The organism is Pseudooceanicola aquaeponti (assembly GCF_050897975.1).
Taxonomy (GTDB): Bacteria; Pseudomonadota; Alphaproteobacteria; order Rhodobacterales; family Rhodobacteraceae; genus Pseudooceanicola.
This window is the reverse complement of record NZ_JBPAXY010000002.1, coordinates 320,493-345,988: the sequence shown is the minus strand read 5'-3', so window position 1 is coordinate 345,988 and position 25,496 is coordinate 320,493. Positions and strand designations below refer to the sequence as shown.

Genomic DNA, 25,496 nt, shown 5'->3' with positions numbered 1-25,496 from the left:
CCGGGCCGCGCCCGACCCTCCCCCCCGGGAGGGCGCATTGGCGATGTCATGGAAAGCCGCGCTGACGAGGGGGCTTTGAGGTGCGCCCTTAGTGGCGGGGAACCGAGGCGCCCACCCAGGGTCGGGCGCGTCCCTCTTCGCCAAGGCGCCCCCATGGCACCGTCCGAGCAAGCTTCAAAGATTCCTCCCGAAGACTTTCCGGGGGGAGGGGTAAGGCGCGGTCCATGCGAAGCATGGCAAACCGTCCGGGGGACGGTTTGAGCGCCGAACGCGCGAAGCGCAGGCGGGCGCGGCCCGGGCCAGGGTTGCTTTTGTGCGCGGGTGGCACGTTTCGATAGAAAAAGGGCGGGGAATTTCCCCGCCCTCTGCTTTCGGAGCCAAAGGCGCCCGCCTGATCGCCGCAGGCGATCAGCCCATGCGCTCAGACGCGTAGCTGCCCGGCGACGCCGGGAAGACCACCGTCTTGTTGCCGTTCAGGAACACCCGGTGGTGGATATGGGCGTGGATGGCGCGGGCCAGAACCTGGCTTTCCACGTCACGGCCCAGAGACACGTAATCCGAGGGCGACTGTGCATGGGTGATGCGCACGATGTCCTGTTCGATGATCGGACCTTCGTCCAGGTCGGCGGTGACGTAGTGAGAGGTTGCCCCGATCAGCTTTACCCCACGCTCATAGGCCTGCTTGTAGGGGTTGGCGCCCTTGAAGCTGGGCAGGAACGAGTGGTGGATGTTGATGATCCGCCCCGACATCTTCTGGCACATTTCGTCCGACAGGATCTGCATGTAGCGCGCCAGGACGATCAGCTCGGCCCCGGTTTCGCGCACCACGTCCATGATGGCGGCCTCGGCCTGGGGCTTGTTCTCTTTCGTCACCTTGATGCAGTGGAAGGGGATGTCCTGGTTCACCACCACCTTCTGGTAATCCATGTGGTTGGAGATCACCGCCACGATGTCGATCGGCAGGGCGCCGATGCGCACCCGGTACAGCAGGTCGTTCAGGCAGTGCCCGAAACGCGAGACCATGATGATGACCTTCATGCGCTCGGCCGGATCGTGGAATTTCCACACCATGTCGAAGGCCTCGCCGATGGCGCCGAAGCCCTCGCGCAGCTCTTCGATGCCCACGCCCTCTTCGCTGACGAAGGTGACGCGGCTGAAGAACTTGCCGGTCAGCGTGTCGTCGAACTGCGCCAGGTCGGTGATGTTGCAGCCCTTCTCGGCCAGGTAGCCCGAGATCTTGGCGACGATGCCGCGCTGCGTCGTGCAGGTCACGGTGAGGGTATATTCGCTCATGGTATGGTCCTTGGGGTCAGAAGGTCAGGCGGTCAGGCCCTCGGGTTCGGGCAGGCCCGCTGCACGGCAGCAGGCGGTCAGGGTATTGGCCAGAAGGCAGGCGATGGTCATCGGGCCGACGCCGCCGGGCACGGGGGTAATGGCACCGGCCACCTGGGCCGCGCTGTCGAAGGCGACGTCGCCCACCAGGCGGGTCTTGCCCTCGCCCTTTTCCGGGGCGGGAATGCGGTTGATGCCCACGTCAATCACCGTGGCGCCGGGTTTCACCCAGTCGCCGGGGATCATCTCGGGGCGGCCCACGGCGGCGACCAGGATGTCGGCGCGGCGGCAGACATCGGCCAGATCCTTGGTGCGGCTATGGGCGATGGTCACCGTGCAGCTGTCGCGCAGCAGCAGCTGCGCCATCGGCTTGCCCACGATGTTCGAACGGCCCACGACCACGGCGTTCAGCCCCGACAGGCTGCCGTGGTGGTCGCGCAGCATCATCAGGCAGCCCAGCGGGGTGCAGGGCACCAGCGCCTTCTGGCCCGTGGCCAGCAGGCCCACGTTGGAAATGTGGAAGCCGTCCACATCCTTGGCCGGGTCGATGGTGGCCAGCACCTTGGCCTCGTCGATGTGATCGGGCAGCGGCAGCTGCACCAGGATCCCATGCACCGCCGGATCGGCGTTCAGTTTCTCGACCAGGGCCAGCAGATCGGCCTCGGGCGTGGTCTCGTCCAGCTTGTGCTCGTAAGAGTTCATCCCGGCCTCGACGGTCTGCTTGCCCTTGTTGCGGACATAGACCTGGGAGGCGGGATCCTCGCCCACCAGAACCACGGCCAGGCCGGGGGTGATACCGTGATCGGCCTTCAGCGTGGCGACTTGTTCGGCCACGCGGGCGCGCACATCGGCGGCGAAGGCCTTGCCATCAATCAGTTTCGCAGACATCCGTTCGGGCTCCTTGGGTTCCGCGGCGCGTCGGGCGGGCGGTTTGGGTCGGTCCTCGCCGTACCGGAACTTCTGCCGGGAAAACAGCCGCGCGCAGGGCCGGTCGCGACACTTCCGTGCAAAAAGGCGGCGAAATGCGGCCTGCGGTTTCCTTTCCGACCCGCGCCGTTCCGAAAGCGGACGGCGCCGCGCCGGGGGCGCTGCGGGGCGTCAGGTCGCAAGACACCGCGCCGCGAACGCCAGGCGTCGCGGTTTGCCGTCGCTGGATCGACATTTGGTCCTCCATCCCGCCGCGCCGGGGCGCAGCGGTCATCTCCTCTGATGCGGTGTATACATGGCATCGAGGGCAGAGGTCACGCCTTTTGTTGCGCCCCGCCCGGGGAGGGGTGAGGTTTCAGGCGCTTATAGGGAATTTTCTCCACCATAGGCTTCTTTCGGCCTGGGGCGGCACCCGGTCAGGCGGCGGGCCGGGCGGCGTGATCGCGAAGAATTGTATACACCGTTAGCGGTCAGAGAATCGCCACGCGCCGTCGCCCAGGGCCGGGGCGGCCTTGTCGACCGCCAGGTCAGAGCGCGAGAACCGCACCGGCGAGCGCAGCCCGGACAGGCCCTCGGGGGCGATCTGCATTCCGCGCGCGACGATCTGGGGATCGGCCAGGGCCTCTTCGACGGTGTTGATCGGCCCGCCGGGCACGCCGCCCGCCTCCATCGCCGCGATCAGCTCGGCCTTGGGCCGGGCGCCGGTCTTGTCGGAAATCAGCGCCGCCAGCCGGTCGCGGTTGCCGACCCGGGCGGCATTGGTGGCAAAGTCGGGATCATCCGCCAGATCGAGGCCGAGGATCCCGCACAGCGCGCGGAACTGCCGGTCGTTGCCACAGGCGACGATGAAATGGCCGTCGGCGGCGGGAAAGACCTGATAGGGCACGATCGAGGGGTGGGCATTGCCCAGCCGGTGCGGCACCTGGCCGCCCAGAAGGAAGTTCATCGCCTGATTGGCCAGCACTCCCACGCCCGCGTCCAGCAGGCTGAGGTCCACATGCTGGCCCTTGCCGGATCGCGCCCGCTCGGCCAGGGCCGCCTGCACGCCGATCACCCCGTAAAGCCCGGTGAAGATGTCGATCCAGGCCACGCCGATCTTCTGCGGCTCCCCCGTCGGATCGCCGGTCAGGTCCATGATGCCGCACATCCCCTGGATCAGGAAGTCATAGCCCGGCTGCTTGGCGCGCGGCCCGTCCTGGCCAAAGCCGGTGACAGAGGCATAGACCAGCCCCGGGTTGGCCTCCTTCAGGCTGTCGTAATCCAGCCCGAACTTGGCCAGCCCGCCGACCTTGAAGTTCTCCAGCACCACATCGGCCTGGGCGATCAGCGCCTTCAGCTTTTCCAGCTGCGCCGCGTCGCCGAAATCGCAGGTGATCGAGGTCTTGCCCCGGTTGGCGGCGTGGAAATAGGCGGCCACGGTTTCCTCGCCGCCCTTGCCGTCGGGGCGGGTGATGAAGGGCGGGCCCCAGCGTCGGGTGTCGTCGCCCTCGGGCGCCTCGACCTTGATCACCTCGGCGCCGAGATCGGCCAGGGTCTGGCCGATCCAGGGCCCGGCGAGGATCCGCGCCAGTTCGACAACTTTCAATCCCTTCAGCGGCGCCTCTGCCATGTCATTCCCTCTCGTCATGCCTGCCCCCTACCTAGCGGGCGAAGCCCCAGAGATGAAACGAGTTCTGGTCATGGCCTGATGCGCCGGGCGCATAGGCGGCCCCTCTGGCGCTTTGCCGGAGCAGCTGGCATCCTCGCCCGGCACCGTCCGGAGGAGGGACGGCCCCCGCCACGCACAGGGACAGGCCGAACCATGATCTACGACTATTGCATTATCGGCGGCGGCATCGTCGGGCTGGCCACCGCCCGTGCGCTGTTGGCGCGGACCCCCGGCGCCTCGCTGTTGCTGCTGGAAAAAGAGGCCGATCTGGGCCGCCACCAGACCGGGCGCAACTCAGGCGTGATCCATTCCGGAATCTATTATGCGCCGGGATCCTTCAAGGCGCGGCTGTGCCGCGAGGGGGCGGCGCGCACCAAGGCCTTCTGTCAGGCACATGGGATTCCCTACGAAGAGCGCGGCAAGCTGATCGTTGCCACCCGCCCCGAAGAACTGCCGCGCCTGGACGCGCTTTTCACCCGGGCGGGCGAGAACGGCATCCGGGCCGAGCGGATCGACGGGCCCGAGATCGCGGCGCGCGAACCCAATGTCACCGGCCTGGGGGCGATCCATGTCCCCGAGGCGGCGATTGTCGATTACACCAGGGTCATGCAGGCGATCCTGGCCGAGATCACCGCCCAGGGCGCCGAGATCCGGTTCCAGACTGCGCCGCGCGCCATCACCGAGACCGGCGACCGGGTGAGCATCGACACCGGGTGCGACAGGATCGCGGCGCGCCGCCTGGTGGCCTGCGCCGGGCTGCAATCGGACCGGGTGGCGCGAATGGCGGGGATCGACCCGGGGCTGCAAATCGTGCCCTTCCGCGGCGAATACTACCGCCTGGCGCCGCGCCGCAACGATGTGGTCCATGCGATGATCTACCCGGTGCCGGAACCGGGCCTGCCCTTCCTGGGCACCCATCTGACCCCGATGATCGACGGCTATGTCACCATCGGCCCGAACGCCATGCTGGGCTTCGCGCGCGAGGGCTATCCGAAAGGATCGGTGAACCTTCGCGACGCCGCCCAGATGCTGAGTTTCCCGGGCTTCTGGAAGTCCATCCTGCAATATGTCGGCCCGGGCCTGACCGAGATCGGCAATTCCCTGTTCCGCCGCCGCTATCTGGAGACCTGCCGCCGCTACTGCCCGGCGCTGGAGCTGTCGGATCTGACGCCGGAACCCTGCGGCATCCGCGCCCAGGCGATCCTGAAGGACGGCAGGATGAGCCAGGATTTCGTCTTTCTCGACACCGACCGGATGCTGCATGTCTGCAACGCCCCAAGCCCGGCGGCGACCTCGGCCCTGCCGATCGGCGACCTGATCGCGGAGAAGCTGCTTGGGTCCCGCGAGGCTTAGAGGAAGGAAGGGGGCTCTGCCCCCCTTGAGCCCTCGCGGGCTCCTTCGCGGCTGAAATCGTCCCCCGGACGATTTCCGAGACGCCGCTCAGCCCCCGGGATATTTCCGGCAATGAGAAGAGAGGGGCGGGGCACGGCAAAGCAGCGGCGGCGCCCCGGCTGCAAAGTCCGCCAACATCTGCGCGCCGCGTCCTGTTGGCCTACATTCCAGCCGGGGGCGCTCGGGGCTTTGAGGCGCCACCCCCTTGCTCTTCTCATTGCCAAAAATATCCCCGCTAGGGAGGCATCGCCCGGCAGGGCGATAAAATGGCGCGGGACATCGGCTTGACTGTCCGGTGTCCAGGCGGTCCATTGGCGCCACGTTGCCAGATCGGACCTCTCCCATGACCAGCCGCACCATGACCCCCGCCGAGGCCCATGCCCTCGTCGTCGATACCCTTGTCCGCTGTGGCACCGATCCCGCCAATGCCACCCCGGTGGCCGAGGCCCTGGTGGGGGCCGAGCTGACCGGGCAATACGGCCACGGGCTGCGCCGTCTGCCGATCTATGCCCGCCATGTGCTGTCGGGCAAGGTGAAGGGCCGCGTCCAGCCGACCAGCCAACGGATGCGGCCCGGCGCCCTGCTGGTCGATGCCCATGACGGTTTCGCCTACCCGGCCCTCGACATGGCGCTGGAGCAACTGCCCGAGATGGCACGCGACAATGGGATCGCCCTGGCCGGGTTGCACAATTCACACCACTGCGGTGTCGCGGGCCTGCCGGTCGAGCGGCTGGCCCGGCAGGGCTTTCTGGCCATCTTCATGGCCAATGCCCCCGCTGCCATGGCCCCCTGGGGCGGGCGCAAGGCGCTCTTCGGCACCGATCCCATCGCCTTTGCCGCCCCTGTCGCGGGGGGCGACCCGGTGGTCGTCGACGTGTCGCTGTCGAAGGTGGCCAAGGGCAAGATCATGGCCGCCACCCAGAGGGGTGAGGACATTCCCGAAGGCTGGGCCCTGGATGCGGCGGGCGACCCCACCACCGATGCCCAGGCCGCCATGGCGGGCACCATGCTGCCCATGGGCCAGGCCAAGGGCACCGCGCTGGCGATCATGGTCGAGATGCTGGCTGCCGGGCTGACCGGCGCCCTTTACGGGCACGAGGCCAATTCCTTCTTTGCCACCGAGGGTGCCCCCATGGGCGTGGGGCAGGTGATCCTGGCCATCGACGCCACGGTCTTCGGCCCCGGGGCCACGGCGCGTTTCGCCGACCTGGCGGGCGAGATCGAGGGGATGGAGGGCGCCCGCCTGCCCGGCCGTCGCCGCCAGCAGCTGCGCGCCCAGCTGTCGCAAAGCGGGATCGCCGTGGATCGTCCGCTGTTGGAGGAGATCGAGGCCCTGGGCCGTTAACCGGCCAGCAGGGCGCGGGTGCCCAGCCAGATCAGCCGGGCCGAGATCAGCACCAGCGCCAGGGTCAACGCCCGGCGGAACTGCCGGTCATCGAGGCGCAGCAGCACCCGCTTGCCCGCCATCGTCCCCAGGAACCCCATGGCGATCATCAGGGCGATGAACCCGGCCCAGGGCCCGAAGGCAAAGCCGAGAAAGCCGAAGGTCAGGCTTTTCAGGCTGTGCTGGATCGTCATCAGCACCGCATGGGTGCCCACATGGGCCTGGCGCGGCAGGGCCAGCGACTTGACGTAGTTGGCCACGAAGGGCCCGGTGGCGCCAAAGAACATGGTCAGCACCGAGGACACCAGCCCGCTGAGTGCCCCCGCCCGGGCCAGCCAGGCGGGCGGCTGGCGCAGCACCGACCACAGCACGAAGGCGCCGATGCCGATCTGCACCAGCGCCGGATCCAGCCGCACCGCCACCGATCCGCCCAGCACCACCCCCAGGGCGGCGCCCGCGGCAAAGGCGGCCACCACGCGCCACTCGACATGGGCCCGCAGTAGCACGGCGCGAAAGAAGTTCGACCCCAGCTGGATCACCCCATGCACCGGGATCAGCGCCAGCGGCGGCACCAGGCTGGCCATCACCGCCAAGAGCAGCACCCCGCCACCAATCCCCATGGCGGCGGTGATGAAGCTAGACGCAAAGCTCATACCCGCCATGAGAAGCCCGGATTCCACCGGCAATCCATTGAACATCAGCGCGTAGAGGCGTTCCATGCGGCCAGCTCTCCCTTTGGAATTGGTGCAGATGAAGACGACGTGCGACCTGCATGAAGATTACGGCAATGCGATAGAGATCCTGCCCTATGGGCTGACCTCTTACGGGGCCAGGACCTGTTTTCAGGGTCCGATCGAAACCCTCAAATGCTACGAAGACAACACCAAACTGCGGGAAATGTCGCGCAGCGAGGGCGACGGGCGCGTCCTGGTGGTGGATGGCGGGGCGTCGCTGCACGCGGCCCTGCTGGGCGGGCGCCTGACCCGGCGCTTTGCCGAGAACGGCTGGGCCGGGCTGGTGATCTGGGGCGCGGTGAAGGACGTGACCGAGCTCCGCCAGATCGACATCGGGGTGCTGGCCCTGGGCCATATCCCGCGCCACGGCATGGCACGCGGCGACGGGCAGGTGGATGTGCGCCTGCACCTGGGCGGCGCCCGGGTCGACCCCTACGGCTATCTCTTCCATGACGCGGACGGCACGGTGATCTTCCCGCCCGAGATCGCACACCCCTTCGGCTAGGCCTGGGAAAAGACCCGCCCGTCAAACAGCTTGCGTGCCGTGCGCAGGGTGCCCGCGCCGGTGATGGCGCCCTCCGCGTCGGTTTCGATCAGCACCTCGGCGGCGCCCGAGGGGTGCTCGATCCGGAACCGGCCGTCGGCGGGCAGGTGGGCCAGGGCGGCGGCGGGGCTGCCCTCGACCAGGCAGGCCGAGGCCACGGTGACGGCGGCGAAAACCCCGATCGAGGCATGGCAACGATGCGGGATGAAGCTGCGGGTGCTGATCGCGCCACCATCGCTGGGGGCCGAGACCAGGGTCATCTTCGGCACCGATTTCTCGGTGACATCGCCCAGGTTCATCAGCGGCCCGGCACTCCGGCGGATCGCCTCCAGCCGCTCTTTCAACGCGCTGTTCGCCTCCAGCTCGTCGCGGGTCTCGGCACCGGTCAGCCCCAGATCGCTGGCCGCCAGGATCACGCAGGGCATTCCGTTGTCGATCAGGGTGCAGGCCACACCCTCGATCACGTCCACGCCCCGCCCGGTGGGCAGCATGACGCCGCCCCCGGTCATCGACCCGGCCGTGCCGGTGAACATCAGCGGCACCGGGGCATGACGGCCGGGCACCCCGTCGATGCTGGCCTCCCCCGCGTAGGTCACCCGCCCACCCGGCGTCTGCACCTTCGCCACGGCCACCTCGCCGGTGTTGCGCATATGGATCCGTACCGGGGTCACATCGCCTGCCACGGGCACCAGCCCGCGTTCGATGGCCGCAGGCCCTACGCCCGCCAGGATATTCCCGCAGCCCTGGGCGTCGGTGACGATGGCCTGATCGACGAAGACCTGAAGAAAGAGGTAATCCACATCCGCATCCGCCTGCGTCGGCGGGCCCAGCACGGCCACTTTCGAGGTCAGCGGATCCGCCCCCCCGATCCCGTCGATCTGCCGCGGATCGGGCGATCCCATGATCCCAAGCAACAGCGCATCCCGCGCCGCCACGTCTTCGGGCAGATCCGAGGCCAGGAAATAGGCCCCCTTCGAGGTCCCGCCCCGCATCCACAGGCAGGGAATGCCATCAGTCTCATTGTGCATCGCGCCTCTCCCATCACCGGGCCTGCAATACTCCGGGGGTGAATTGAGCCGCAGGCTCAAGAGGGGGCAGCGCCCCCTCCCCCTCAGATGTACTTCAGCCCCTTGGCCTCCAGCCGGGGCCGCATGTCGTAGATGTCGAGGCCCAGCTCGCCCGCCGCCAGGCGCACCCGCTTGGCCTCTTCCGCCGCCAGACGCTTGCGCGTCGCGGCCAGCACGGTCTCGGCCTCCTCGCGGCGCACCACGCAGACACCGTCGTCGTCGGCCACCACGATATCGCCCGCGCGGATCGCCTGACCGGCGCAGACGATATCCACGTTCACCGACCCAAGCGTTTCCTTTACCGTCCCCTGGCAGGACACGGCCTTGGACCAGACGGGAAAGTTCATCTCGCGCAGGTCGGCGGTGTCGCGCACGCCCGCGTCGATGATCAGGCCGCGACAGCCCCGGGCCTGGGCCGAGGTCGCCAGCAGGTCGCCGAAATAGCCGTTGTCGCAGGGCGAGGTCGGCGCCAGCACCAGCAGATCGCCCGGCTGAAGCTGTTCGATCGCCACATGCAGCATCCAGTTGTCCCCCGGCGGGGCCGAGATGGTCACGGCGCTGCCTGCCACCTTCACCCCCTGCTGGATGGGCCGCATGTAGGCGGCCAGACAGCCGGTGCGGCCCGCGGCCTCGTGCACCGTGGCCACGCCCGCGGCGGCCAGTTCGTCGATGATCGCCGGGTCGGCGCGTTGGATGTTCTGAACGACAACGCCCATGGGTCAGTCCTTCTTTTCTACCGGCGGGGTGCCGTGGGTGTGGAATGTCTCGATGGTCTTCAGGCCCCAGGCCTGGCCCTTCTTGCGGTCGGCCTCGGTCCAGACCACGGGCTCCCAGCTGGGATCCAGGATCAGCCGGGCGCCGGCATTGGCCAGCTCGATCCGGTTGCCCGCCGGCTCCCAGGCATAGAGGAAGAACGACCCCTGGATCGCGTGCTTGTGCGGCCCGGTCTCGATATGCACGCCGTTCTCCAGATAGATATCGGCGGCGCGCAGGATGTCCTCGCGGGTGTCGGTGGCGAAGGTGACATGGTGCAGACGGCCCTGGCCGCCGCCGCGTTCCTCGGAACAGACCAGGTCATAGGTCTTGTTGTTGCACGAGAACCAGCAGCCCCCCATGCGCCCGTTGTCCAGCTGGATATACTCGGTCACGCGCGAGCCGAGGCAGGTATCCACCCAGTCCTTGAAGGCGCGCACGTCCTCGCCCAGCAGGTTGACGTGGTCGATGCGGCGCGGGCTGATGCCCTGGGCATGATAGCGCGAGGCGAGGTTCTTCAGCGCCGAGGCATCCTCGGGCGGGGCCTGGTATTTCACCGTATCCCAGTACAGCTCGAAAACATGGCCGAAGGGATCTTCGAAGCGGTAGGCGCGCCCGTGGCTCTGGTCGCCTTCGACCCAGCCGTGCTTCACGTAATCGCTGGCCTCGATGGCCGCCACCCGCCGCTCCAGCGCCTCGGGCGAGGCGACGCGATAGCCGATATGGCCAATGCCCGTGGTATCGGCCCGCGTCAGCTTCAACGAGCAGAACTCGTAATCCTCCCAGGCGCGCAGATAGGCGCTGGTCTCATCCTCGGCGGAGAGTTTCAGCCCGAAAACCCGGGTGAAGAAGTCGAGGCTTTCGTCATACTTGTCGGTCAGCACTTCGACATGGCCCAGATGGGCCAGGTCGGGTTGCGGCATGGTGGGTGTGTCAGACATGGTTTCCTCCCTCAAACCGCGTCACAGCTCGTCGACGGTGCGCGGGAAGATCGACTGGAACCCTTCCGCGTACTTGCAGTCGCGCCCGCCGGACATGCCGCCCGAATTGCGCTTGAAGTGGTTCGCCCGTTGCTGGGCGACGCGGGTGTAATAGTCCCACAGGTGGACCTGGCCGTTCATGCATTCCATCGCCGCGCGCTTCTTGTCCCAGACCGGCGTGATGTCGAGGAAGGTGTCGGGCTTCCATCCCATCTGCTCGGTCTGATGCGGCTCGAACAGGTAAAGCTGCGGCGCGCCCAGCACCTTTTCGCCCGGGTTGTGGCCCCAGGCCTGGGCGATCATCCGGCATTCCAGGGCGATCTGGGTCATGTACATATGGTCGGTGTTGTAGGGGTCGTACTGGCTGTGGCTCAGCATGAACTTGGGCTGCACCTTGCGGATCAGGTCGACCAGGGCGAACTTGTCTTCCTTCTCCATGTGCAGCGGGTAGTCGCCCAGGTCGAAGCATTCCAGATGCGCGGCGCCCAGGGCCTCGGCGGCGGCCTCGGCCTCGCCCCGGCGGATCGCCTTCACTTCGTCCAGGGTCTTGCCCTCTTTCCACAGGCGGGCGCTTTCGCCGCGCTCGCCGAAGCTGAGGCAGGCGATGGTCACGTCATAACCCTTCTCGGCATGAAGCGCGATGGCCCCGCCGCAGCGCCAGACGAAATCGGCGGCATGGGCGGAGATGACCAGAACGGTGGGCTTGTCGGACATGGGATCCTCCTTCGGACGGGCGGCGCCGGGGTGGCGGGCCGGGCTGTGTTTCGCGCGGACAATCCGCGATCGGGGCGGAAAACCCAAATTTGAAGAAAGTGACCTGTTATAAGTTCATGCTATAGTTATATTCAGATCCTGAGAGGGGTATTCGCATGTTTGCGAATGAATTGCGCCGGGCATTGCAGTCGGGCCGGGGCCTGCGGCGTGCGAAATGGGGGCGGCGATGAAATGGAACCTGCGGCACCTTCGGGTGTTCCTGGCGGTCTGCGGCAGCTGTTCGGTGTCGCGCGCGGCGCAAGAGTGCAACCTGTCGCAACCCGCCGCGACCCAGGCCATCGCCAAGCTGGAGCGTGACCTGGCGCAGCCGCTGTTCCGGCACCTGTCCCAGGGCCTGTTCCCGACCGCGGCGGGCGAGGCCTTGGCGGCGCGGGTGGCGCGGGCGTTGCGGCGGTTGGATGCGGCGGCGGCCCCGATCTCGGCCCGGTTGGCCACGACCGCCAGCTATGCCCAGCTGGAGGCGCTGATCGCGCTGCGCGAGACCGGCAATTTCACCCTGGCGGCGCGCCAGCTGGGGCTGGCCCAGCCCACGGTGCACCGCGCCATCGCCTATCTGGAATCAGAGGCGCGGCGGCCCCTGTTCGACCGGTCCGCCCAGGGCATCCGCGCCACCCGTGCCGCGCTGCAACTGGCCGATGCCGCGCGCCTGGCCTTTGCCGAACTGGAGCAGGGAGAGATGGAACTGGCCGAAATGGCGGGCCGCGCGGCGGGCCGGATCGTCATCGGGGCCATGCCGCTGGCGCGTTCGTCCCTGCTGCCGCGTGCCATCGTGGCCTTTCGCGCCGACCGTCCCGACATCCCCATCCGGGTGGATGAAGGCCCCTACGACGACCTGCTGGCCGGGCTGCGCCGGGGCGAGATCGACTTTCTGATCGGCGCGCTGCGCGATCCGCTGCCGATCGGTGACGTGGTGCAGAAACCCCTGTTCGAGGATGACCTGATCGCCGTGGTCGGCCCCGACCATCCGCTGCGCGATCGGCCCGATTTGACGCCCCGGGACGTGGCGCCGGGGCCCTGGGTGCTGGCCCGCCAGGGCACCCCCTCGCGGCAGATTTTCGACGCGCTGTTTCGCGGCTCCCGGCCTGACAGCATCGTCGAGACCGGCTCTATGATCCTGATGCGGGAACTGCTGCGCGCCTCGGGCCATATCGGGTTCATCTCGCGCCTTCAGGCCGCCGCCGAGATCGAGCTGGGCCTGATGGTGCCGCTGCCGCTGGCGCTGCCCGGCACCGGGCGGCCGATTGGCCTGACCACCCGCCGGGATTGGATACCGACCGCCGCGCAAGAGGCTTTGCTGAAAGAACTCTCAATCTCGATAAGACAAAAGTCGTATTAGTTTTAGATAATATCACAGTTGAATATTTGCTCACGACACTGTGTAATTGAACAAGTAAACAATATCGTTGTGTACATATCCCGGTTTGAATGGGGGCCGGGATCTTGGTTGGGACAAAAATTTATGAGTATGATTGGGCACGTGAGCAACGGACCGGAATTTGACCTGGAAGTCTCCAGCGTCGCAAGCAAACACGTCCTGCTGGACATCCTGGTACATCTTTTGCGGCGGGCGCATTTCCGCTGTGAATCGCTGTTCCCGGGGGTTTTCGCGGAATATGACATCACCTCGCGGCAATTGTCCCTGCTGGTGGCCATTGGCCAACAGCCCAATTCCTCGCAAAAGACCATTGGCGAAGCCGTGGCGCTGGACGTGAACACGGTCAGCGATACCTTGCGCCGGATGGAGCGGAAGGGCCTGGTGCGGCGTGAGGCCTCGCTGACCGACGCGCGTTCGATCTGCGTCAGCCTGACCCGCAAGGGGTTCCTGCTGCTGGAAAGCGCGGATGAGGACATGGCGCGGCTGGAAAAGCGCGTGGCCACCAATCTGAGCGGCGACGAGGAAGAGCAGCTGAAATACCTGCTGCGCAAGATGCTGAACGTTGAGCTGCCGAAAAGCCACTGACGGGCCGCGCCCGGGCGCGCGGGGGATGCGCGCCCAGACAGAGTTTCGTGCCGCCGGGCCTTAGCCCAGGCGGGTGACGAAACGGGTTTCCAGATAGCTTTCGATCGCTTCTGAGCCGCCCTCGGTGCCCATGCCGCTGTCGCCGATGCCGCCGAAGGGCACTTCGGGCATCGACAGGCCCAGGTGGTTGATCGTCAGCATCCCGGCGCGGACCTCGTCCTGAAGGCGCTGCGCGCGGCGCGACGAGGTCGTCCAGGCGTAGGAGGCCAGGCCGAAGGGCAGGCGGTTGGCCTCGGCAAAGATCTCATCCTCGGTGGTGTAGCGGTTGACGATGGCCAGGGGCCCGAAGGGTTCGTCGTTCATCATCAGCGCATCGGTGGGCACGTCGCAGATCACCGTGGGCTCGAAGAAGTTGCCCGCATTGCCGATCCGCTTGCCGCCGGTTTTCACCGTGGCGCCCTTGGCCACGGCATCGTCGATCATGGCGGTGATCGCGGGGATGCGGCGGTCGTTGGCCAGCGGGCCCATCTCGGTCCCCTCGGCGGTGCCGTCACCGACCTTCAGCGCCCCATAGGCCGCGGCGAAGCCCTCGGTGAAGGCATCGGCCACCCCCTCCTGCACCAGGAAACGGGTGGGCGAGACGCAGACCTGGCCCGCGTTGCGCTGCTTGGCACCCAGCATTCCGGCGATGGCGGCCTCGACATCGGCGTCATCGAAGATCAGCACCGGGGCATGGCCGCCCAGCTCCATCGTGGCGCGTTTCATGTGCTGGCCTGCCAGACCCATCAGCATCTTGCCCACCGGGGTGGATCCGGTGAAGGACACCTTCTTGATCACCGGATGGGGGATCAGATAGCCCGAGATTTCCGCCGGATCGCCGTAGACCAGGTTCAGCACGCCCGCGGGCACACCGGCCTCGACGAAGGCGCGGATCAGCTCGGCGGGCGAGGCCGGGGTTTCCTCGGGCGCCTTGACGATGATCGTACAGCCGGTGGCCAGCGCCGCCGAGACCTTGCGCACCACCTGGTTGATCGGGAAGTTCCAGGGGGTGAAGGCGGCGACGGGGCCGACGGCCTCCTTGATGGTCAGCTGGGTGACGCCGGGCTTGCGCGCCGGGATCACCTGGCCATAGGCGCGGCGCGCTTCTTCGGCGAACCAGTCGATGGTGTCGCAGGCGCCCAGGATCTCGACCTTGGCCTCGGCCAGGGGCTTGCCCTGTTCGGCGGTCATGATCGCGGCGACCTCATCGGCGCGGCCGCGCAGGATATCGGCGGCGCGGCGCATGATCTTCGACCGTTCGAAGGCGGCGGTGCGTTTCCATTCGGGGAAGGTGCGGTCGACGGCGGCCAGGGCGCGGTCCAGATCCTCGATGCCCGCATGGGCGCAGCGGCCGATTTCCTCGCCGGTGGCGGGGTTCACGACGCCAAGGGTCTTGCCAGAGGCCGACGGCACCCAGGCGCCGTCGATCAGAAGAAGCGTGTCGGGATAGCTCATGGCCCTGTCCTTTCCTGCGCGCCCCGGGGCGGGCGCCTGCGGGCCGCGCGGGCGGCCAAATCGGGTTCGGGCATATCTGTCAAATATTTTGAGCGCTCTTGCAAGGCTTCAGGCGGCCCGGGAAAGGTGAAAACCTTGTGAAAGGGCGCCCATAGCGAGGCGGGCGCGCCGCAAGGGCGCGCCCGTCAGGCAATGGAATCGCTGAATACTGAGCGGAGAGGGCGCCTAAACCGTTGGAAAGCGGGCCGGGTCCGGCCTCAGGCCGGGACGCGGGTCAGGGTGACCTCGGTTCCTGCCGTGCCATTGTCCAGCGCCTGCGGTTTGCGCAGATGCACCCGGGCCGAGCGCACGGGCGCGCAGTCCAGCAGGCGCCGGGCCAGGCGTTCGGCGAAGATCTCGACCAGGCCCACCTGGGTGGCGGCGATCTCTTCGGCCAGCTGGCCCACCAGGCGATAGTCCAGCGCCAGGGTCAGGTCGTCGGCGTCGGGGGGCGTGACTTCCATCTCGACGTCCAGGATCAGGGGCTGGCGCAGCCCCTGTTCATGGCCCAGCACGCCGATCAGCGCCTCGATGCGCAGATCGCGCACGAAGACCTTGGTGCGGACCGTCGCGCGCCCCGGCATCGCCCCGTCAGCCATCGGCCAGGCGCGGCGACATCGGGTCGGTGATCCGCTGCGCCTGAAAGGTGTCGGGCAGGGGGGTCAGGTCGATCTTTGCCACGATGCCCGCGGCGTTGAACGGGTCGCCCTCGGCGAAGGCGCGGGCGTCGGCCAGCGACTTGGCCTCCAGGATCCCGAAGTTGCCGATCCCCACACCGGCCTCGTCCTGAAGGGCAGAGCCGATCAGGACCGAGGCCAGGCCATTGCCGCCCGAGCCGACCCAGGCGCGGTGTGCGGGGCGATGTTCGTCCCGGGCCGCGTCCTGGCCCGGGTGGTGCAGACAGCGCATCAGGAAGAAGGCCATCAGAGGTTCTCCAGCACGACCATGCCGGCGCCGGTCATCGAGGCGGGGGCGTGGTAATGCTTCATCTTCAGCTCGACCTTGTCATCCATGGCGGCGCGCATCACCAGCCACATGATCAGCTCTGCCCCTTCCGAGCCGAACTGCTCGACATAGTCCTCGCGGCTCATGTCGCGGAACTTCTCGTAGTTGTTGGCGATGTTGTTCAGCCAGTCCTGATCGGCCTCGCGGTTGATGAAGCCCGCGCGGCTGCCTTGCAGCTGGTGGCTCAGCCCGCCGGTGCCCATGATCACCACGCGCTCGTCGCCGGGGAAGCTTTCGATCGCCTCTCGCAGGACCTTGCCCATTTCCCAGCAGCGTTGCGGGGTGGGGATCGGGTACTGGATGGTGTTCACCCAGATCGGCAGCACCTTCACCGGCCAGTTCTCGGGGCGGCCGAAGAACAGCTCCATCGGCACTTGCAGACCGTGGTCCACTTCGATCTCGCGGCAGACCAGCGGGTCGAAGTGGTTCTCGACCAGCTTGTCGACGAAATGCCACGACAGGTCCGTGGCGCCCTCGAAGGACGGGATTGAGCGGCGGCCATAGCCCTCGTCCACGGGGTCGTAATGGTCGGCCACGCCCACGGCGAAGGTGGGCACGCGGTCCAGGAAGAAGGTGTTGCCGTGGTCGTTGAAGATGACCACCGCGATGTCGGGTTTCTTCTCGGCCATCCATTCCTTGCCGGGAATGTAGCCGTCGAAGAAGGGTTTCCAGTCGGGGCTGTCGGCAATGCCCTTGTCAAGCGCCGCGCCGATGGAGGGTACGTGGCTGGTGCCCACGCCGCCGATGATCTTGGCCATTATTCTTTCCCCAGTCGCTGTTTCAGGAAGTCCGCGTGGTCGAGGCCCGCCTGGGCCGCGCCAATGGCGGTGATCGGGGTCGGGTCGACCGCGGCGATCTTCAGGATGAAGAACAGGTTGCCGCCCATGGCCACCATCCGGTTCCAGTCGCGGGACATCACCGCGTCCTTCTGCTCGGGCGTCAGCTTGTAACGGTCAAGGAAGGCTTCCTCGTCCGCCTTGAAGGCCTCGCGGTTGGCCGGGTCGCCCAGCGACATGGCCATCTTGTTGATCCGATAGCCGTTGATCGAGCCCTGACGGTCGAACAGCGGGGTTTCGGGGATCTGTGCGTCGGACATCAGAACTCCTCCTCATGGGTTTTCAGCCAGGCGGCGATGCAGGCCACCGTCTCTTCGGGCCGTTCAACGGGCAGGAAATGGCCCGCCTGGTCGATCACCTGCACCTCTGCCCGGGGCAGAAGGGCTGCGATTTCATGGTGTTGCTGGGCCGGAGACCAGCCATCCTGCGCACCGGTGATCAGCAGCACGGGGCAGGGAATATCTGCAAGGTAGGTCTTGGCGTCGGGCCGGTCCAGCAGAGCGCGGATCTGGCGCTCGTGCACCTCGGCGCCCATCTTCAGGACCATCTCGGTCAGGTCTGCGACCAGGGCGCTGTCCGTCACGCGGTCGGGCGCCAGCATCGGCGGCAGCCATTCGGCGGCCAGGCGCGTCATGTCCTCATGCGCCAGGGCGACCTTGGCCAGCCGCTTGGGCTCTTCGCCGGGCTTCACGCCGTCATGGCCGGTGTTGGCCAGGATCATGCCGCAGATACGCTCGGGGGCCTGGTGAGCCATCTCCATGGCGACGCGGCCGCCCATGGAATGGCCGGCCAGCACCAGCGGGCCGGGGTGGTCGCGTAGCAGGCGGGCGGCCATGGCGGGAATGCTGGCCTCTTGCGAGACATCGGCATCGGCCACGGGCAGCGGCGCAGCCTCGGCCACGGCACGCCAGACGCGGGCATCGGAAACCAGTCCGGGGATGAGCAGCAATGTCGACATGGCGGTCCTCCTTCCTCCACGGCGCATACATGAGGCAGGGGAATAGCTTGATTTTGACGATTCAACAAGAGTGAATTGCGCCAAATGTATACATGGCGCAGAGATGACCCGGTCAACTGGTGCGGGTTCTCGGCAATTGGTTTGCGATATTTCGCGCTCATGTATACAAATCGGGGGAGGAGCCAGGAGACCAGAATGCCACGGGAATCGACAGCCAAGACACATGCCATGCGCGCACTGGTAGAGCTGCGCAAGCGGATCACCAAGGGTGAGTTGCCCGGTGGCACACGGCTGTTCGAGGTGGCTCTGGCCGAAGATCTGCAAGTGTCGCGCACCCCGGTGCGCGAGGCCATGTCGCGCCTGGCCGAAGAGGGCCTGCTGGAGCGCGCGCCCTCGGGCGGGTTCATGGTGCGCAGCTTTGCCTATTCCGACGTGCTGGACACGCTGGAGCTGCGCGGCGTGCTGGAGGGCACCGCGGCGCGGCTGGCCGCCGAACGTGGCGTGCCCGAGGCCAAGCTGCGCGAGATCACCGAGATTGTGCGCAAGCTGGACGAGGTTTTCGGCGACGAGCCGGGCGAGGTGGATTTCGAGGCCTATTCCGACCTCAATGGCCAGTTCCACGAGGCCCTGGCGGCCCTGCCCGGCTCGCCCACCTTCGAGCGCGAGCTGGCGCGGGTGAAATCCCTGCCCTTCGCCTCGCCCTCGGCCTTTCTGCCCAACGAGGGACGCCTGTCGGCCTTCCGCCGGTCGCTGGCCATCGGGCAGGAGCAGCACCGCGAGCTCGTGGCGGCCATCGCCGCCCGCGAAGGCACCCGGGCCGAGGCCCTGGCGCGGGAACATGCCCTGGCCGCGCGCCGCAACCTTGAATACATTTTCTCGGGCGAGCACAGCCTGGTGACCACGGTCCCCGGTCTGGAACTTGTTGCGCCTGCGGAAAAATAACGGCGCCGCACCTTAGTAAAAACAGGCAAAAACCTGCTTTCCTGCGCATTTTTTCGCCCGGGATCGCGCAATTTTCTCTTGCTTTTTGCCGCGCGAGTCGCGATCCCATGTATACATCATCATGTGAATGGGAGGAGCCTCCACATGGCAATCCAAAGTCTTTCCTCGGTCATCGCAGCCGCAGGTAACCCCGTCGACCTGCTGCGCAACTCGCAAAGCGGTATCTATGTGTACCCGGTGGTCGCGCCCGAATACTCGAACTGGCGCAGCGAACAGCAGGCCTGGCGCGACACCGCCGTCCTGTTCGACCAGACGCACCACATGGACGAGCTGATCGTCGAAGGCCCCGACGCCGAAGCCTTCCTGGCCTATGTCGGCATCAACGGTTTCAAGAACTTCGACCTGAACAAGGCGAAGCACTTCGTCCCCGTCACCCCCGCGGGTCACGTCATCGGCGACATGATCATCTTCCGCGAGCGTGAAGACAAATTCGTCCTGGTGGGCCGTCAGCCGACCGCCAACTGGACCAAGTTCCAGGCCGCCATCGGCAAATGGAACGTCCGTCTGTTCCACGACCCCCGCTCTGATTCGCGCCCCGATGGCGAGCGCGTGCTGCGCACCCACTACCGCTTCCAGATCCAGGGCCCCGACGCCAACAAGATCTTCGACGAGATCAACGGCGGTCCGGTTCCGGACATCAAGTTCTTCTGCGTCGACTGGATCAACATCGGCTCGAAGAGGGTGCAGGCGCTGCGTCACGGCATGGCCGGCGCGCCGGGTCTGGAAATCTGGGGCCCCTACAAGGACCGCGACTACGTCCTGTCCACCATCCTGGAAGCCGCCAAGAAAGTGGGCGTCGACCTGCGCCGCGTGGGTTCGCGCGCCTATTCCACCAACACCGTGGAATCCGGCTGGATCCCCTCGCCGCTGCCCGGCATCTACACCGGCGACGGCATGATGGCCGAATACCGCGACTGGCTGGGCGCCGACGCCTATGAAGCCGTGGGTTCGGTGGGTGGCTCCTACGTCACCGACAACATCGAAGACTATTACACCAACCCGTTCGAGCTGGGTTACGGCTTCTACATCGGCTGGAAGAAGGACGACTTCATCGGCAAGGACGCCCTGACCAAGCTGAAGGACGCGCCCAGCAACCGCAAGAAGGTCACCTTCGAGTGGAACCCCGAGGACGTGCTGAAGGTCATCGCCTCGAACTTCGAGGAAGGCACCCCCTGCAAGTGGATCGACTTCCCGCAGCCCAACTACGCCTCCTCCTCCACCGACATGGTGATGCAGGGCGACAAGATGGTCGGCATGTCGATGTTCAACGGCTACTCGTTCAACGAGCGCCGCTGCCTGTCGCTGGGCGTCGTGTCCCAGGACGTGCAGGTCGGCGACGTGCTGACCCTGAAATGGGGCGAGCCGGACGACACCCAGAAGACCTCGACCGAGAAGCACCGCCAGGCGGACATCCGCGTGCGCGTCTCGGACACGCCTTACGCCAAGGAAGCGCGTGAGAACTACGCCGACAGCTGGCGCACCAAAGGCTGATACAGCCCTCCTTGTGTATCCCCGGGGTTGTTTTCTGCCCCGGGGGTCACGAGATTTTTGATGCCAACGCCGCGGAATCCGGGTGAAGTCTCGGAAATGTCGCGTATTCTGTGTATGCATCACGGGAAGACGGCGCGTGGAGGAGCCCGCGCCGGGATCCATCATACGGGAGGAATATCATGAACAAACTTGCAACCGGCCTGGCCCTTGCGGGCGCGCTGGCCTTTGGCGCCGCAGCGCAGGCCGAAGAACTGTCCTTCGCCCACTTCGCCGCCCCCACCCACACCCTGACCGGGTCGGTCATCGAGCCGCTGAACGACAGCCTGTCGGCCGCCACCGGTGGCGAGCTGACCGTGCGCGCCTATCCGGGCGGTGAGCTGGGCAAGGGCCCGCTGGAGCAATACGTCCGCGTCGTGCAGGGCGTGGCCGATATCGTCTGGGGCCTGCCGGGCTATACCTCGTCGCAGTTCCTGAAGACCATGATCGCCGAAATGCCCGGCGTTATTCCTGATGGTGAGCCGGGTTACCCGGGCATCTGGGCCGCGATGGACGAGATCAGCCAGGAATTCCCGGCGACCAAGCCGCTGGCCGTCTGGACCTCTGAGCCGAACATCTTCATCATGAAGGACAAGGACATCCGCACCCCGGCCGACCTGGAAGGCCTGAAGATGCGCGTGGCCGGCTCGACCTCTGCCGCGATGATCGAAGCCCTGGGCGCGACCCCGGTGCAGATGCCCGCAGGCGAGATCTACAACGCCCTGCAAACCGGCCTGATCGACGGTGTGGTCACCGGCGCCTCGGCCGTGACCGACTTCAAACTGTCGGAAGTGGCCAACAGCTACACCGTCGGCGCACCCCTGGGCCGCCTGACCTTCTATGTCGTCATGAACCAGGGCCGCTATGACGGTCTGTCGGACGAGATGAAGGCCGCGATCGACGCCGCCGCCGGTCCCGAGCTGTCGAAATCGGCCGAGGATGCCTGGAACCGCGTCGCCGCCGAGACCATCGCCGGTCTTGAGGCCGACAGCTCGAAAACCGTCATCACCCTGTCCGACGACGAAGCCGCCGCCTTTGGCGCGCTGACCTCGCCGGTGACCCAGGCGACGGTCGACGAGATCGGTGGCCAGGCCGCGCTGGAGGCCATGCAGGCCGCATACGAGTAAGGACCCGCAATGCTGGGAACCCTCAGAAAGATCGCGGACGGGCTTATCGGCCTGTCCGCATTCATTGGCACCCTGGGTCTGATCTTCGTGACCCTGGTGGTGCTTGTCGACGTGATCGGGCGCACCGCCGGGTCGCCGCTGACCGGGGCGCAGGATTACACCCAGATGGGGATGGTGATCATCGTCTTCGGTGGCATGGCCCTGTGCGACAAGCTGGGCGGGCACGTCTCCGTCGACATCTTCGAACGCAGCTTCTCGCCGCGTTTCAACCATGTGCTGGACATCCTGGCCGCCATCCTGGGCGCGGTGATCTTCGTCGGCATCGCCTATACCGTCTATGACAGCTCGAAACTGTCGCAGATGCTGAAGCTGGCCACGAACATTGTCCGCCTGCCGAAATGGTATTTCCAGTGGGGCCTGTCGGCACTGGCCCTTGTCACCGCCCTGGGCATGATCCTGCGCGCGGTGGAACTGACGCTGGGTGGCTGGGCCGCCCGGGCCGAGAAGGAGATCCGTGAATGAGCGGGGAAATGATCGGCCTCGTCGGCATGTTGATCCTGCTGGCGCTTCTTATCCTGCGGGTGCCCGTGGCCCTGTCGATGTTCGCCGTGGGCTTCGTCGGCATCTGGGTGCTGCGCGACCTGAACTCGGCCATGTCGCTGATGGCCTCTGAGAGCTTTACCCTCGCCTCGTCCGCCGAACTGGTGGTGGTGCCGCTGTTCATCCTGATGGGCAACGTCGCCTCTGTCACGGGGATGAGCGCGAGCCTTTATGACGCCGCCTATGCGATCATCGGCCGTCTGCGCGGCGGCCTGGCCTCGGCCACGGTGCTGGGCTGCGCGGGCTTTGCGGCGCTGTCGGGCTCGTCGGTGGCCTCGGCGCTGACCATGGGCAAGGTGTCCATGTCGCAGATGGACCGCTTCAACTACGACAACCGCCTGTCCACCGGCGTGGTGGCCGCAGGCGGCACCCTGGGGATCCTGATCCCGCCCTCGACCGGCTTCGTGATCTACGCGATCCTGACCCAGCAAAGTATCGGCCGCCTGTTCCTGGCGGGGGTCCTGCCGGGCCTTCTGATGCTGGCGATGTTCATCGCCGCGATCACCATCATGTGCTGGATCTGGCCGCACTTCGGCCCCAAGGGGCCGAAAACCACCCTGGGTGAAAAGGCCCAGAAGATGATCGGCGCGCTGCCGGTGCTGCTGGTGGTGATCCTGACCATCGGCGGGATCTACACCGGGTTCTTCTCGCCGACCGAGGCCTCGGCCGTGGGCGCGGGCCTTGTGATCATCATCGCCACCCTTCAGGGGCGCCTGACCTTCCGCCGCTTCTGGGAGGCCGCGAAGGACAGCGTGGTGACCACAGCCACGGTGATGCTGATCCTGATTGCCGCCCATATGATCAACCCCTTCCTGGCCCTGACCCATATCCCGGCGCTGGTCGGTGACTTCCTGGCCGGGCTCGAGGTGGGGCCGATTGCCATCCTGGCGCTGATCCTGCTGAGCTACCTGATCCTGGGCTGCTTCCTGGAAGGCTTTGCCATGTTGGTGCTGACCATGCCGATCTATTTCCCGGTGATCATGCAACTGGGCCTGGATCCGATCTGGTTCGGCGTGCTGGTGGTGCTGACGCTGGAAATGGGGCTGATCTCGCCGCCCGTGGGGGTGAACGTCTTCATCGTCAAATCGGTGGCGCGCGACGTGCCGCTGGCGCGGATCTTCGCCGGGGTCACGCCCTTCTGGTTCGCCATGCTGGCGACGCTGATCCTGCTGGTGGCCTTCCCGCAGATCGTGCTGATCCTGCCCAATACCATGATGCAGTAACGGTGGCGGGGGCCTGGCCCCCGCGGCCTGCCCTCTGCGTGTGAATACATTCTTCGGCGGGTATGCTCGGGCATCCGCCGAAAACTTGCGTTTGTGCCCGTAGCTCTTGTGGGAATCGTCACGTCATGTATACATTCGGTCAGGGATTACGGAGGAGACTGCAAGAAATGATCTCGTTCATCGGACGACGCGACAAAGGGGGCTCTGCCACCGGGGCCGGGCTGCACCAGCTTGTGCAGGGCTATTCCATCGAGGTGATGCCGCGCACGGCCGCCAAGATCGAGGATTTCCGCACCCTTCTGCCCGCAGGCACCCGCGTATACATCGCCCATATCGAAGGCACGCCCATCGAGGACATGGTGGCCACCGCGAAACGCATCGCGGACGAGGGCTTCCCGGTGATGCCGCACTTCCCCGCGCGCATCATCCAGGACAAGGCGACGCTGGAAGACTGGATCAAGCGCTATCAGGGCGAGGCCGGTGTGGATCAGGCCCTGCTGCTCGCGGGCGGCGTGGCAAAGCCCCATGGCGATTTCCACTCTTCCATGCAGCTGATGGAAACCGGTCTGTTCGATCAGCACGGGTTCAAGCGGCTGCATGTGGGCGGCCACCCCGAGGGCAACAAGGATATCGACCCCGACGGGTCTACCCGCCTGGTGGATGAGGCGATGCAGTGGAAGCAGGCCTTCTCGGAACGCACCGATGCCGAAATGGCCATCGCCACCCAGTTTGCCTTCGAGGCCCAGCCGGTGCTGGACTGGATCGCGCGCCTGCGCGCCGAAGGGGTCGATCTGCCGGTGCATGTGGGCATCGCGGGCCCCGCGAAGCTGCAAACGCTGATCAAGTTCGCCATCGCCTGCGGTGTCGGCCCCTCGCTGAAGGTGCTGCAAAAGCGCGCCATGGATGTGACCAAGCTGATGCTGCCCTACGAGCCGACCGAGGTTCTGACCGACTTCGCCGAGGCCCAGGCCACGGTCGAACACACGCCTGCACAGCTGCACTTCTTCCCGCTGGGCGGGATCAAGGCCACCGCCAACTGGGCGATGCAGCATGGCGCCGAGCCGGTGAAGGCCGCCAGCTAAGCCTCCTTGCGCGGGCCGTCCCGGGGGCGGCCCGCCTGCTACATGACCAGCTGCGCCAGCAGCCCCAGGCCTAGGGGCACCGGCAGCGAATAGAGCAGCCGCACCCGGGCGAAACGTCCCCCCAACATCGGCACCTCGTAGCTCATGATCCTGAGGATCGAGTAGATGCACCAGGCCGTCACATAGGCGGTCAGGGCGCCGAAGGTGGCGCCCGCCTTCAGCGCCGAGGCACCGATGGCGAAGGCCACGAAGGGCCCGCCCGGGGTCAGCGCCCCGAAGACCGAGGCGATCAGCAGCCCGGTGATCCCGGCGCTGTCGCCCAGGAAGCGCTGCACGAAGGCCTCGGGCAGCAGCAGGGCCAGGAACCCGGCCGAGATCATCCCCAGCACCAGACGCGGCAGCATGAAAAGGAAGGTGTCGAGGCTGACCGTCCAGAGGCTGCGCAGCTCGGAGGCATGGTCGCGCCGCACCCGCGCCAGGGCCCAGAGGGCGGCGGCCCAGATGATCACGCTGCCGATCAGGATATTCATTCCGCCGCCTCCCGCGTCTGTGCGTCGCGCCGCCGCCGCGCCACATGGCGCACCGCCAGCCCCAGCAGGATCGGCACCGGCAGGGTCATCAGCACCCGCAGCCCGACGAAATGGGCGGGCAGGAAGGACAGCTCCCAGATCAGGGTGCGGTTGGCCGACAAAAGCACCCAGCCCGACACCATGGCCACCCCCGCCGCCATGTCGGCGCCCGAGGTCATCAGCCCCGCCGTCAGGGCAAAGGTCACCGCGGGCCCGCCCGGGAACAGCGCCCCGGCGGCGGTGGCCACGGCCAGGCCCAGCACACCGCTGTCGGGGCCGGCCAGCGACAGGATCCGGTCGCGCGGCAGCACATAGCCCAGGGCCACGGCCAGCAGGATCCCCCCCACCACCTTGGGCAGCAGCAGCGCGGCAAAGCCCAGCTCGGCCAGCAGCGCCTCGGTAAAGACGGCGGGCCCGTGCAGGGCCCAGACCGCCGCGCCGCTGGCCGCGCAGATCAGCGCCAGAACGATCAGGCCGGCGTCGACCTTCTTGCGCCTTTTCAGCGGCGGGGCGGAGGTGGGGGTGTCGGGGGCAGACAT

Annotated in this window: 27 protein-coding genes; 11 read left to right on the top strand and 16 right to left on the bottom strand. The window is 66.7% G+C overall.

Annotated elements, in window-relative coordinates:
* Nucleotides 1-408: 408 nt before the first annotated feature.
* From purU to ACRARE_RS05270, 3 genes are all read right to left on the bottom strand, one after another.
* Nucleotides 409-1,293, bottom strand: coding sequence for a formyltetrahydrofolate deformylase (gene purU, locus ACRARE_RS05280; protein WP_432655362.1), 885 nt, complete (start codon nt 1,291-1,293; stop codon nt 409-411).
* A gap of 24 nt (nt 1,294-1,317) precedes the next feature.
* Nucleotides 1,318-2,220, bottom strand: coding sequence for a bifunctional methylenetetrahydrofolate dehydrogenase/methenyltetrahydrofolate cyclohydrolase FolD (folD, locus tag ACRARE_RS05275; protein WP_432655361.1), 903 nt, complete (start codon nt 2,218-2,220; stop codon nt 1,318-1,320).
* A gap of 502 nt (nt 2,221-2,722) precedes the next feature.
* Nucleotides 2,723-3,868, bottom strand: coding sequence for a CaiB/BaiF CoA transferase family protein (locus ACRARE_RS05270; RefSeq protein ID WP_432655656.1), 1,146 nt, complete (start codon nt 3,866-3,868; stop codon nt 2,723-2,725).
* A gap of 192 nt (nt 3,869-4,060) precedes the next feature.
* Between ACRARE_RS05270 and lhgD the strand changes: the two genes are divergently transcribed.
* Nucleotides 4,061-5,260 carry an L-2-hydroxyglutarate dehydrogenase gene (lhgD, locus tag ACRARE_RS05265; protein WP_432655360.1) on the top strand — a complete coding sequence of 400 codons (1,200 nt, stop codon included), beginning with the start codon at nt 4,061-4,063 and terminating at the stop codon, nt 5,258-5,260.
* Nucleotides 5,261-5,642: 382 nt separating this feature from the next.
* Nucleotides 5,643-6,644: an Ldh family oxidoreductase gene (locus ACRARE_RS05260; RefSeq protein WP_432655359.1), complete on the top strand. Its 1,002-nt coding sequence runs from the start codon at nt 5,643-5,645 to the stop codon at nt 6,642-6,644.
* Here the strand turns inward: ACRARE_RS05260 and ACRARE_RS05255 are convergent.
* A complete protein-coding gene (locus tag ACRARE_RS05255) occupies nt 6,641-7,402 on the bottom strand; it encodes a sulfite exporter TauE/SafE family protein (RefSeq protein ID WP_432655358.1) in 762 nt (253 codons plus the stop codon). The two genes, ACRARE_RS05260 and ACRARE_RS05255, sit on opposite strands and share 4 nt — an antisense overlap.
* A gap of 31 nt (nt 7,403-7,433) precedes the next feature.
* Here ACRARE_RS05255 and rraA point away from each other — a divergent pair, with 31 nt between their 5' ends.
* Entirely contained in the window at nt 7,434-7,922 is a 489-nt protein-coding gene (gene rraA, locus ACRARE_RS05250) for a ribonuclease E activity regulator RraA (RefSeq protein WP_432655357.1), read from the top strand.
* Here rraA and ACRARE_RS05245 read toward each other — a convergent pair.
* From ACRARE_RS05245 to ACRARE_RS05230, 4 genes are all read right to left on the bottom strand, one after another.
* On the bottom strand, nt 7,919-8,989 hold the full coding sequence (locus ACRARE_RS05245) for a 4-oxalomesaconate tautomerase (protein ID WP_432655356.1): 1,071 nt from the start codon (nt 8,987-8,989) through the stop codon (nt 7,919-7,921). The two genes, rraA and ACRARE_RS05245, sit on opposite strands and share 4 nt — an antisense overlap.
* Before the next feature lie 83 nt (nt 8,990-9,072).
* Nucleotides 9,073-9,744, bottom strand: a complete 672-nt coding sequence (locus ACRARE_RS05240; protein ID WP_432655355.1) for a 4-carboxy-4-hydroxy-2-oxoadipate aldolase/oxaloacetate decarboxylase — start codon at nt 9,742-9,744, stop codon at nt 9,073-9,075.
* Nucleotides 9,745-9,747: 3 nt separating this feature from the next.
* A complete protein-coding gene (locus tag ACRARE_RS05235; protein ID WP_432655354.1) occupies nt 9,748-10,722 on the bottom strand; it encodes a VOC family protein in 975 nt (324 codons plus the stop codon).
* 21 nt (nt 10,723-10,743) lie between these two features.
* Nucleotides 10,744-11,475: a PIG-L deacetylase family protein gene (locus tag ACRARE_RS05230; protein ID WP_432655353.1), complete on the bottom strand. Its 732-nt coding sequence runs from the start codon at nt 11,473-11,475 to the stop codon at nt 10,744-10,746.
* Between the two features lie 226 nt (nt 11,476-11,701).
* Between ACRARE_RS05230 and ACRARE_RS05225 the strand changes: the two genes are divergently transcribed.
* Entirely contained in the window at nt 11,702-12,871 is a 1,170-nt protein-coding gene (locus ACRARE_RS05225) for a LysR substrate-binding domain-containing protein (RefSeq protein ID WP_432655352.1), read from the top strand.
* Between the two features lie 141 nt (nt 12,872-13,012).
* Nucleotides 13,013-13,495, top strand: coding sequence for a MarR family winged helix-turn-helix transcriptional regulator (locus tag ACRARE_RS05220; RefSeq protein ID WP_432655351.1), 483 nt, complete (start codon nt 13,013-13,015; stop codon nt 13,493-13,495).
* Between the two features lie 60 nt (nt 13,496-13,555).
* Here ACRARE_RS05220 and ACRARE_RS05215 read toward each other — a convergent pair whose 3' ends face one another.
* The 6 genes from ACRARE_RS05215 to ACRARE_RS05190 all read right to left on the bottom strand — a co-directional run bounded on the left by ACRARE_RS05215 (nt 13,556) and on the right by ACRARE_RS05190 (nt 17,827).
* The gene (locus ACRARE_RS05215; protein ID WP_432655350.1) at nt 13,556-14,989 is read right to left on the bottom strand and encodes an NAD-dependent succinate-semialdehyde dehydrogenase; all 1,434 of its coding nucleotides are present in this window, start codon (nt 14,987-14,989) and stop codon (nt 13,556-13,558) included.
* Nucleotides 14,990-15,246: 257 nt separating this feature from the next.
* Nucleotides 15,247-15,612, bottom strand: coding sequence for a dihydroneopterin aldolase (locus ACRARE_RS05210; protein ID WP_432655349.1), 366 nt, complete (start codon nt 15,610-15,612; stop codon nt 15,247-15,249).
* A gap of 7 nt (nt 15,613-15,619) precedes the next feature.
* Nucleotides 15,620-15,952: a YciI family protein gene (locus ACRARE_RS05205; RefSeq protein WP_432655348.1), complete on the bottom strand. Its 333-nt coding sequence runs from the start codon at nt 15,950-15,952 to the stop codon at nt 15,620-15,622.
* Entirely contained in the window at nt 15,952-16,791 is an 840-nt protein-coding gene (locus ACRARE_RS05200; protein WP_432655347.1) for a class III extradiol dioxygenase family protein, read from the bottom strand. The genes ACRARE_RS05205 and ACRARE_RS05200 overlap by 1 nt, the downstream gene beginning before the upstream one ends.
* Complete coding sequence (locus ACRARE_RS05195; RefSeq protein WP_432655346.1) at nt 16,791-17,129, bottom strand: extradiol ring-cleavage dioxygenase; 339 nt, start codon at nt 17,127-17,129, stop codon at nt 16,791-16,793. Before ACRARE_RS05195 ends, ACRARE_RS05200 begins: the two co-directional genes overlap by 1 nt.
* Entirely contained in the window at nt 17,129-17,827 is a 699-nt protein-coding gene (locus tag ACRARE_RS05190) for an alpha/beta fold hydrolase (protein WP_432655345.1), read from the bottom strand. The genes ACRARE_RS05195 and ACRARE_RS05190 overlap by 1 nt, the downstream gene beginning before the upstream one ends.
* 228 nt (nt 17,828-18,055) lie before the next feature.
* Here ACRARE_RS05190 and ACRARE_RS05185 point away from each other — a divergent pair, with 228 nt between their 5' ends.
* From ACRARE_RS05185 to ACRARE_RS05160, 6 genes are all read left to right on the top strand, one after another.
* Nucleotides 18,056-18,769 carry a GntR family transcriptional regulator gene (locus ACRARE_RS05185; protein ID WP_432655344.1) on the top strand — a complete coding sequence of 238 codons (714 nt, stop codon included), beginning with the start codon at nt 18,056-18,058 and terminating at the stop codon, nt 18,767-18,769.
* A gap of 144 nt (nt 18,770-18,913) precedes the next feature.
* Nucleotides 18,914-20,320, top strand: coding sequence for a vanillate/3-O-methylgallate O-demethylase (gene ligM / locus ACRARE_RS05180; RefSeq protein ID WP_432655343.1), 1,407 nt, complete (start codon nt 18,914-18,916; stop codon nt 20,318-20,320).
* A gap of 179 nt (nt 20,321-20,499) precedes the next feature.
* Nucleotides 20,500-21,483 (top strand): TRAP transporter substrate-binding protein, encoded by a 984-nt coding sequence (locus tag ACRARE_RS05175; RefSeq protein ID WP_432655342.1) that lies wholly within the window; start codon nt 20,500-20,502, stop codon nt 21,481-21,483.
* A gap of 9 nt (nt 21,484-21,492) precedes the next feature.
* Nucleotides 21,493-22,005, top strand: coding sequence for a TRAP transporter small permease (locus ACRARE_RS05170; protein WP_432655341.1), 513 nt, complete (start codon nt 21,493-21,495; stop codon nt 22,003-22,005).
* Nucleotides 22,002-23,306 (top strand): TRAP transporter large permease, encoded by a 1,305-nt coding sequence (locus tag ACRARE_RS05165; RefSeq protein ID WP_432655340.1) that lies wholly within the window; start codon nt 22,002-22,004, stop codon nt 23,304-23,306. The genes ACRARE_RS05170 and ACRARE_RS05165 overlap by 4 nt, the downstream gene beginning before the upstream one ends.
* Before the next feature lie 167 nt (nt 23,307-23,473).
* A complete protein-coding gene (locus ACRARE_RS05160) occupies nt 23,474-24,388 on the top strand; it encodes a methylenetetrahydrofolate reductase (RefSeq protein ID WP_432655339.1) in 915 nt (304 codons plus the stop codon).
* Between the two features lie 38 nt (nt 24,389-24,426).
* Here ACRARE_RS05160 and ACRARE_RS05155 read toward each other — a convergent pair whose 3' ends face one another.
* On the bottom strand, nt 24,427-24,918 hold the full coding sequence (locus tag ACRARE_RS05155) for a hypothetical protein (RefSeq protein WP_432655338.1): 492 nt from the start codon (nt 24,916-24,918) through the stop codon (nt 24,427-24,429).
* Nucleotides 24,915-25,496, bottom strand: a complete 582-nt coding sequence (locus ACRARE_RS05150; RefSeq protein WP_432655337.1) for a hypothetical protein — start codon at nt 25,494-25,496, stop codon at nt 24,915-24,917. Before ACRARE_RS05150 ends, ACRARE_RS05155 begins: the two co-directional genes overlap by 4 nt.

What these genes read in the sequence shown, in the direction of transcription:
- ACRARE_RS05160 (WP_432655339.1), top strand. Translation starts at nt 23,474, where the DNA reads ATGATCTCGTTCATCGGACGACGCGACAAAGGGGGCTCTGCCACCGGG.
- rraA (WP_432655357.1), top strand. Translation starts at nt 7,434, where the DNA reads ATGAAGACGACGTGCGACCTGCATGAAGATTACGGCAATGCGATAGAG.
- ACRARE_RS05240 (WP_432655355.1), bottom strand. Translation starts at nt 9,744, where the DNA reads ATGGGCGTTGTCGTTCAGAACATCCAACGCGCCGACCCGGCGATCATC.
- purU (WP_432655362.1), bottom strand. Translation starts at nt 1,293, where the DNA reads ATGAGCGAATATACCCTCACCGTGACCTGCACGACGCAGCGCGGCATC.
- ACRARE_RS05215 (WP_432655350.1), bottom strand. Translation starts at nt 14,989, where the DNA reads ATGAGCTATCCCGACACGCTTCTTCTGATCGACGGCGCCTGGGTGCCG.
- folD (WP_432655361.1), bottom strand. Translation starts at nt 2,220, where the DNA reads ATGTCTGCGAAACTGATTGATGGCAAGGCCTTCGCCGCCGATGTGCGC.
- lhgD (WP_432655360.1), top strand. Translation starts at nt 4,061, where the DNA reads ATGATCTACGACTATTGCATTATCGGCGGCGGCATCGTCGGGCTGGCC.
- ACRARE_RS05260 (WP_432655359.1), top strand. Translation starts at nt 5,643, where the DNA reads ATGACCAGCCGCACCATGACCCCCGCCGAGGCCCATGCCCTCGTCGTC.
- ACRARE_RS05270 (WP_432655656.1), bottom strand. Translation starts at nt 3,868, where the DNA reads ATGGCAGAGGCGCCGCTGAAGGGATTGAAAGTTGTCGAACTGGCGCGG.
- ACRARE_RS05155 (WP_432655338.1), bottom strand. Translation starts at nt 24,918, where the DNA reads ATGAATATCCTGATCGGCAGCGTGATCATCTGGGCCGCCGCCCTCTGG.
- ACRARE_RS05175 (WP_432655342.1), top strand. Translation starts at nt 20,500, where the DNA reads ATGAACAAACTTGCAACCGGCCTGGCCCTTGCGGGCGCGCTGGCCTTT.
- ACRARE_RS05190 (WP_432655345.1), bottom strand. Translation starts at nt 17,827, where the DNA reads ATGTCGACATTGCTGCTCATCCCCGGACTGGTTTCCGATGCCCGCGTC.
- ACRARE_RS05150 (WP_432655337.1), bottom strand. Translation starts at nt 25,496, where the DNA reads ATGTCTGCCCCCGACACCCCCACCTCCGCCCCGCCGCTGAAAAGGCGC.
- ACRARE_RS05170 (WP_432655341.1), top strand. Translation starts at nt 21,493, where the DNA reads ATGCTGGGAACCCTCAGAAAGATCGCGGACGGGCTTATCGGCCTGTCC.
- ACRARE_RS05230 (WP_432655353.1), bottom strand. Translation starts at nt 11,475, where the DNA reads ATGTCCGACAAGCCCACCGTTCTGGTCATCTCCGCCCATGCCGCCGAT.
- ACRARE_RS05235 (WP_432655354.1), bottom strand. Translation starts at nt 10,722, where the DNA reads ATGTCTGACACACCCACCATGCCGCAACCCGACCTGGCCCATCTGGGC.
- ACRARE_RS05210 (WP_432655349.1), bottom strand. Translation starts at nt 15,612, where the DNA reads ATGCCGGGGCGCGCGACGGTCCGCACCAAGGTCTTCGTGCGCGATCTG.
- ACRARE_RS05200 (WP_432655347.1), bottom strand. Translation starts at nt 16,791, where the DNA reads ATGGCCAAGATCATCGGCGGCGTGGGCACCAGCCACGTACCCTCCATC.
- ACRARE_RS05205 (WP_432655348.1), bottom strand. Translation starts at nt 15,952, where the DNA reads ATGGCCTTCTTCCTGATGCGCTGTCTGCACCACCCGGGCCAGGACGCG.
- ACRARE_RS05185 (WP_432655344.1), top strand. Translation starts at nt 18,056, where the DNA reads ATGCGCGCACTGGTAGAGCTGCGCAAGCGGATCACCAAGGGTGAGTTG.
- ACRARE_RS05245 (WP_432655356.1), bottom strand. Translation starts at nt 8,989, where the DNA reads ATGCACAATGAGACTGATGGCATTCCCTGCCTGTGGATGCGGGGCGGG.
- ACRARE_RS05195 (WP_432655346.1), bottom strand. Translation starts at nt 17,129, where the DNA reads ATGTCCGACGCACAGATCCCCGAAACCCCGCTGTTCGACCGTCAGGGC.
- ACRARE_RS05255 (WP_432655358.1), bottom strand. Translation starts at nt 7,402, where the DNA reads ATGGAACGCCTCTACGCGCTGATGTTCAATGGATTGCCGGTGGAATCC.
- ACRARE_RS05165 (WP_432655340.1), top strand. Translation starts at nt 22,002, where the DNA reads ATGAGCGGGGAAATGATCGGCCTCGTCGGCATGTTGATCCTGCTGGCG.
- ligM (WP_432655343.1), top strand. Translation starts at nt 18,914, where the DNA reads ATGGCAATCCAAAGTCTTTCCTCGGTCATCGCAGCCGCAGGTAACCCC.
- ACRARE_RS05225 (WP_432655352.1), top strand. Translation starts at nt 11,702, where the DNA reads ATGAAATGGAACCTGCGGCACCTTCGGGTGTTCCTGGCGGTCTGCGGC.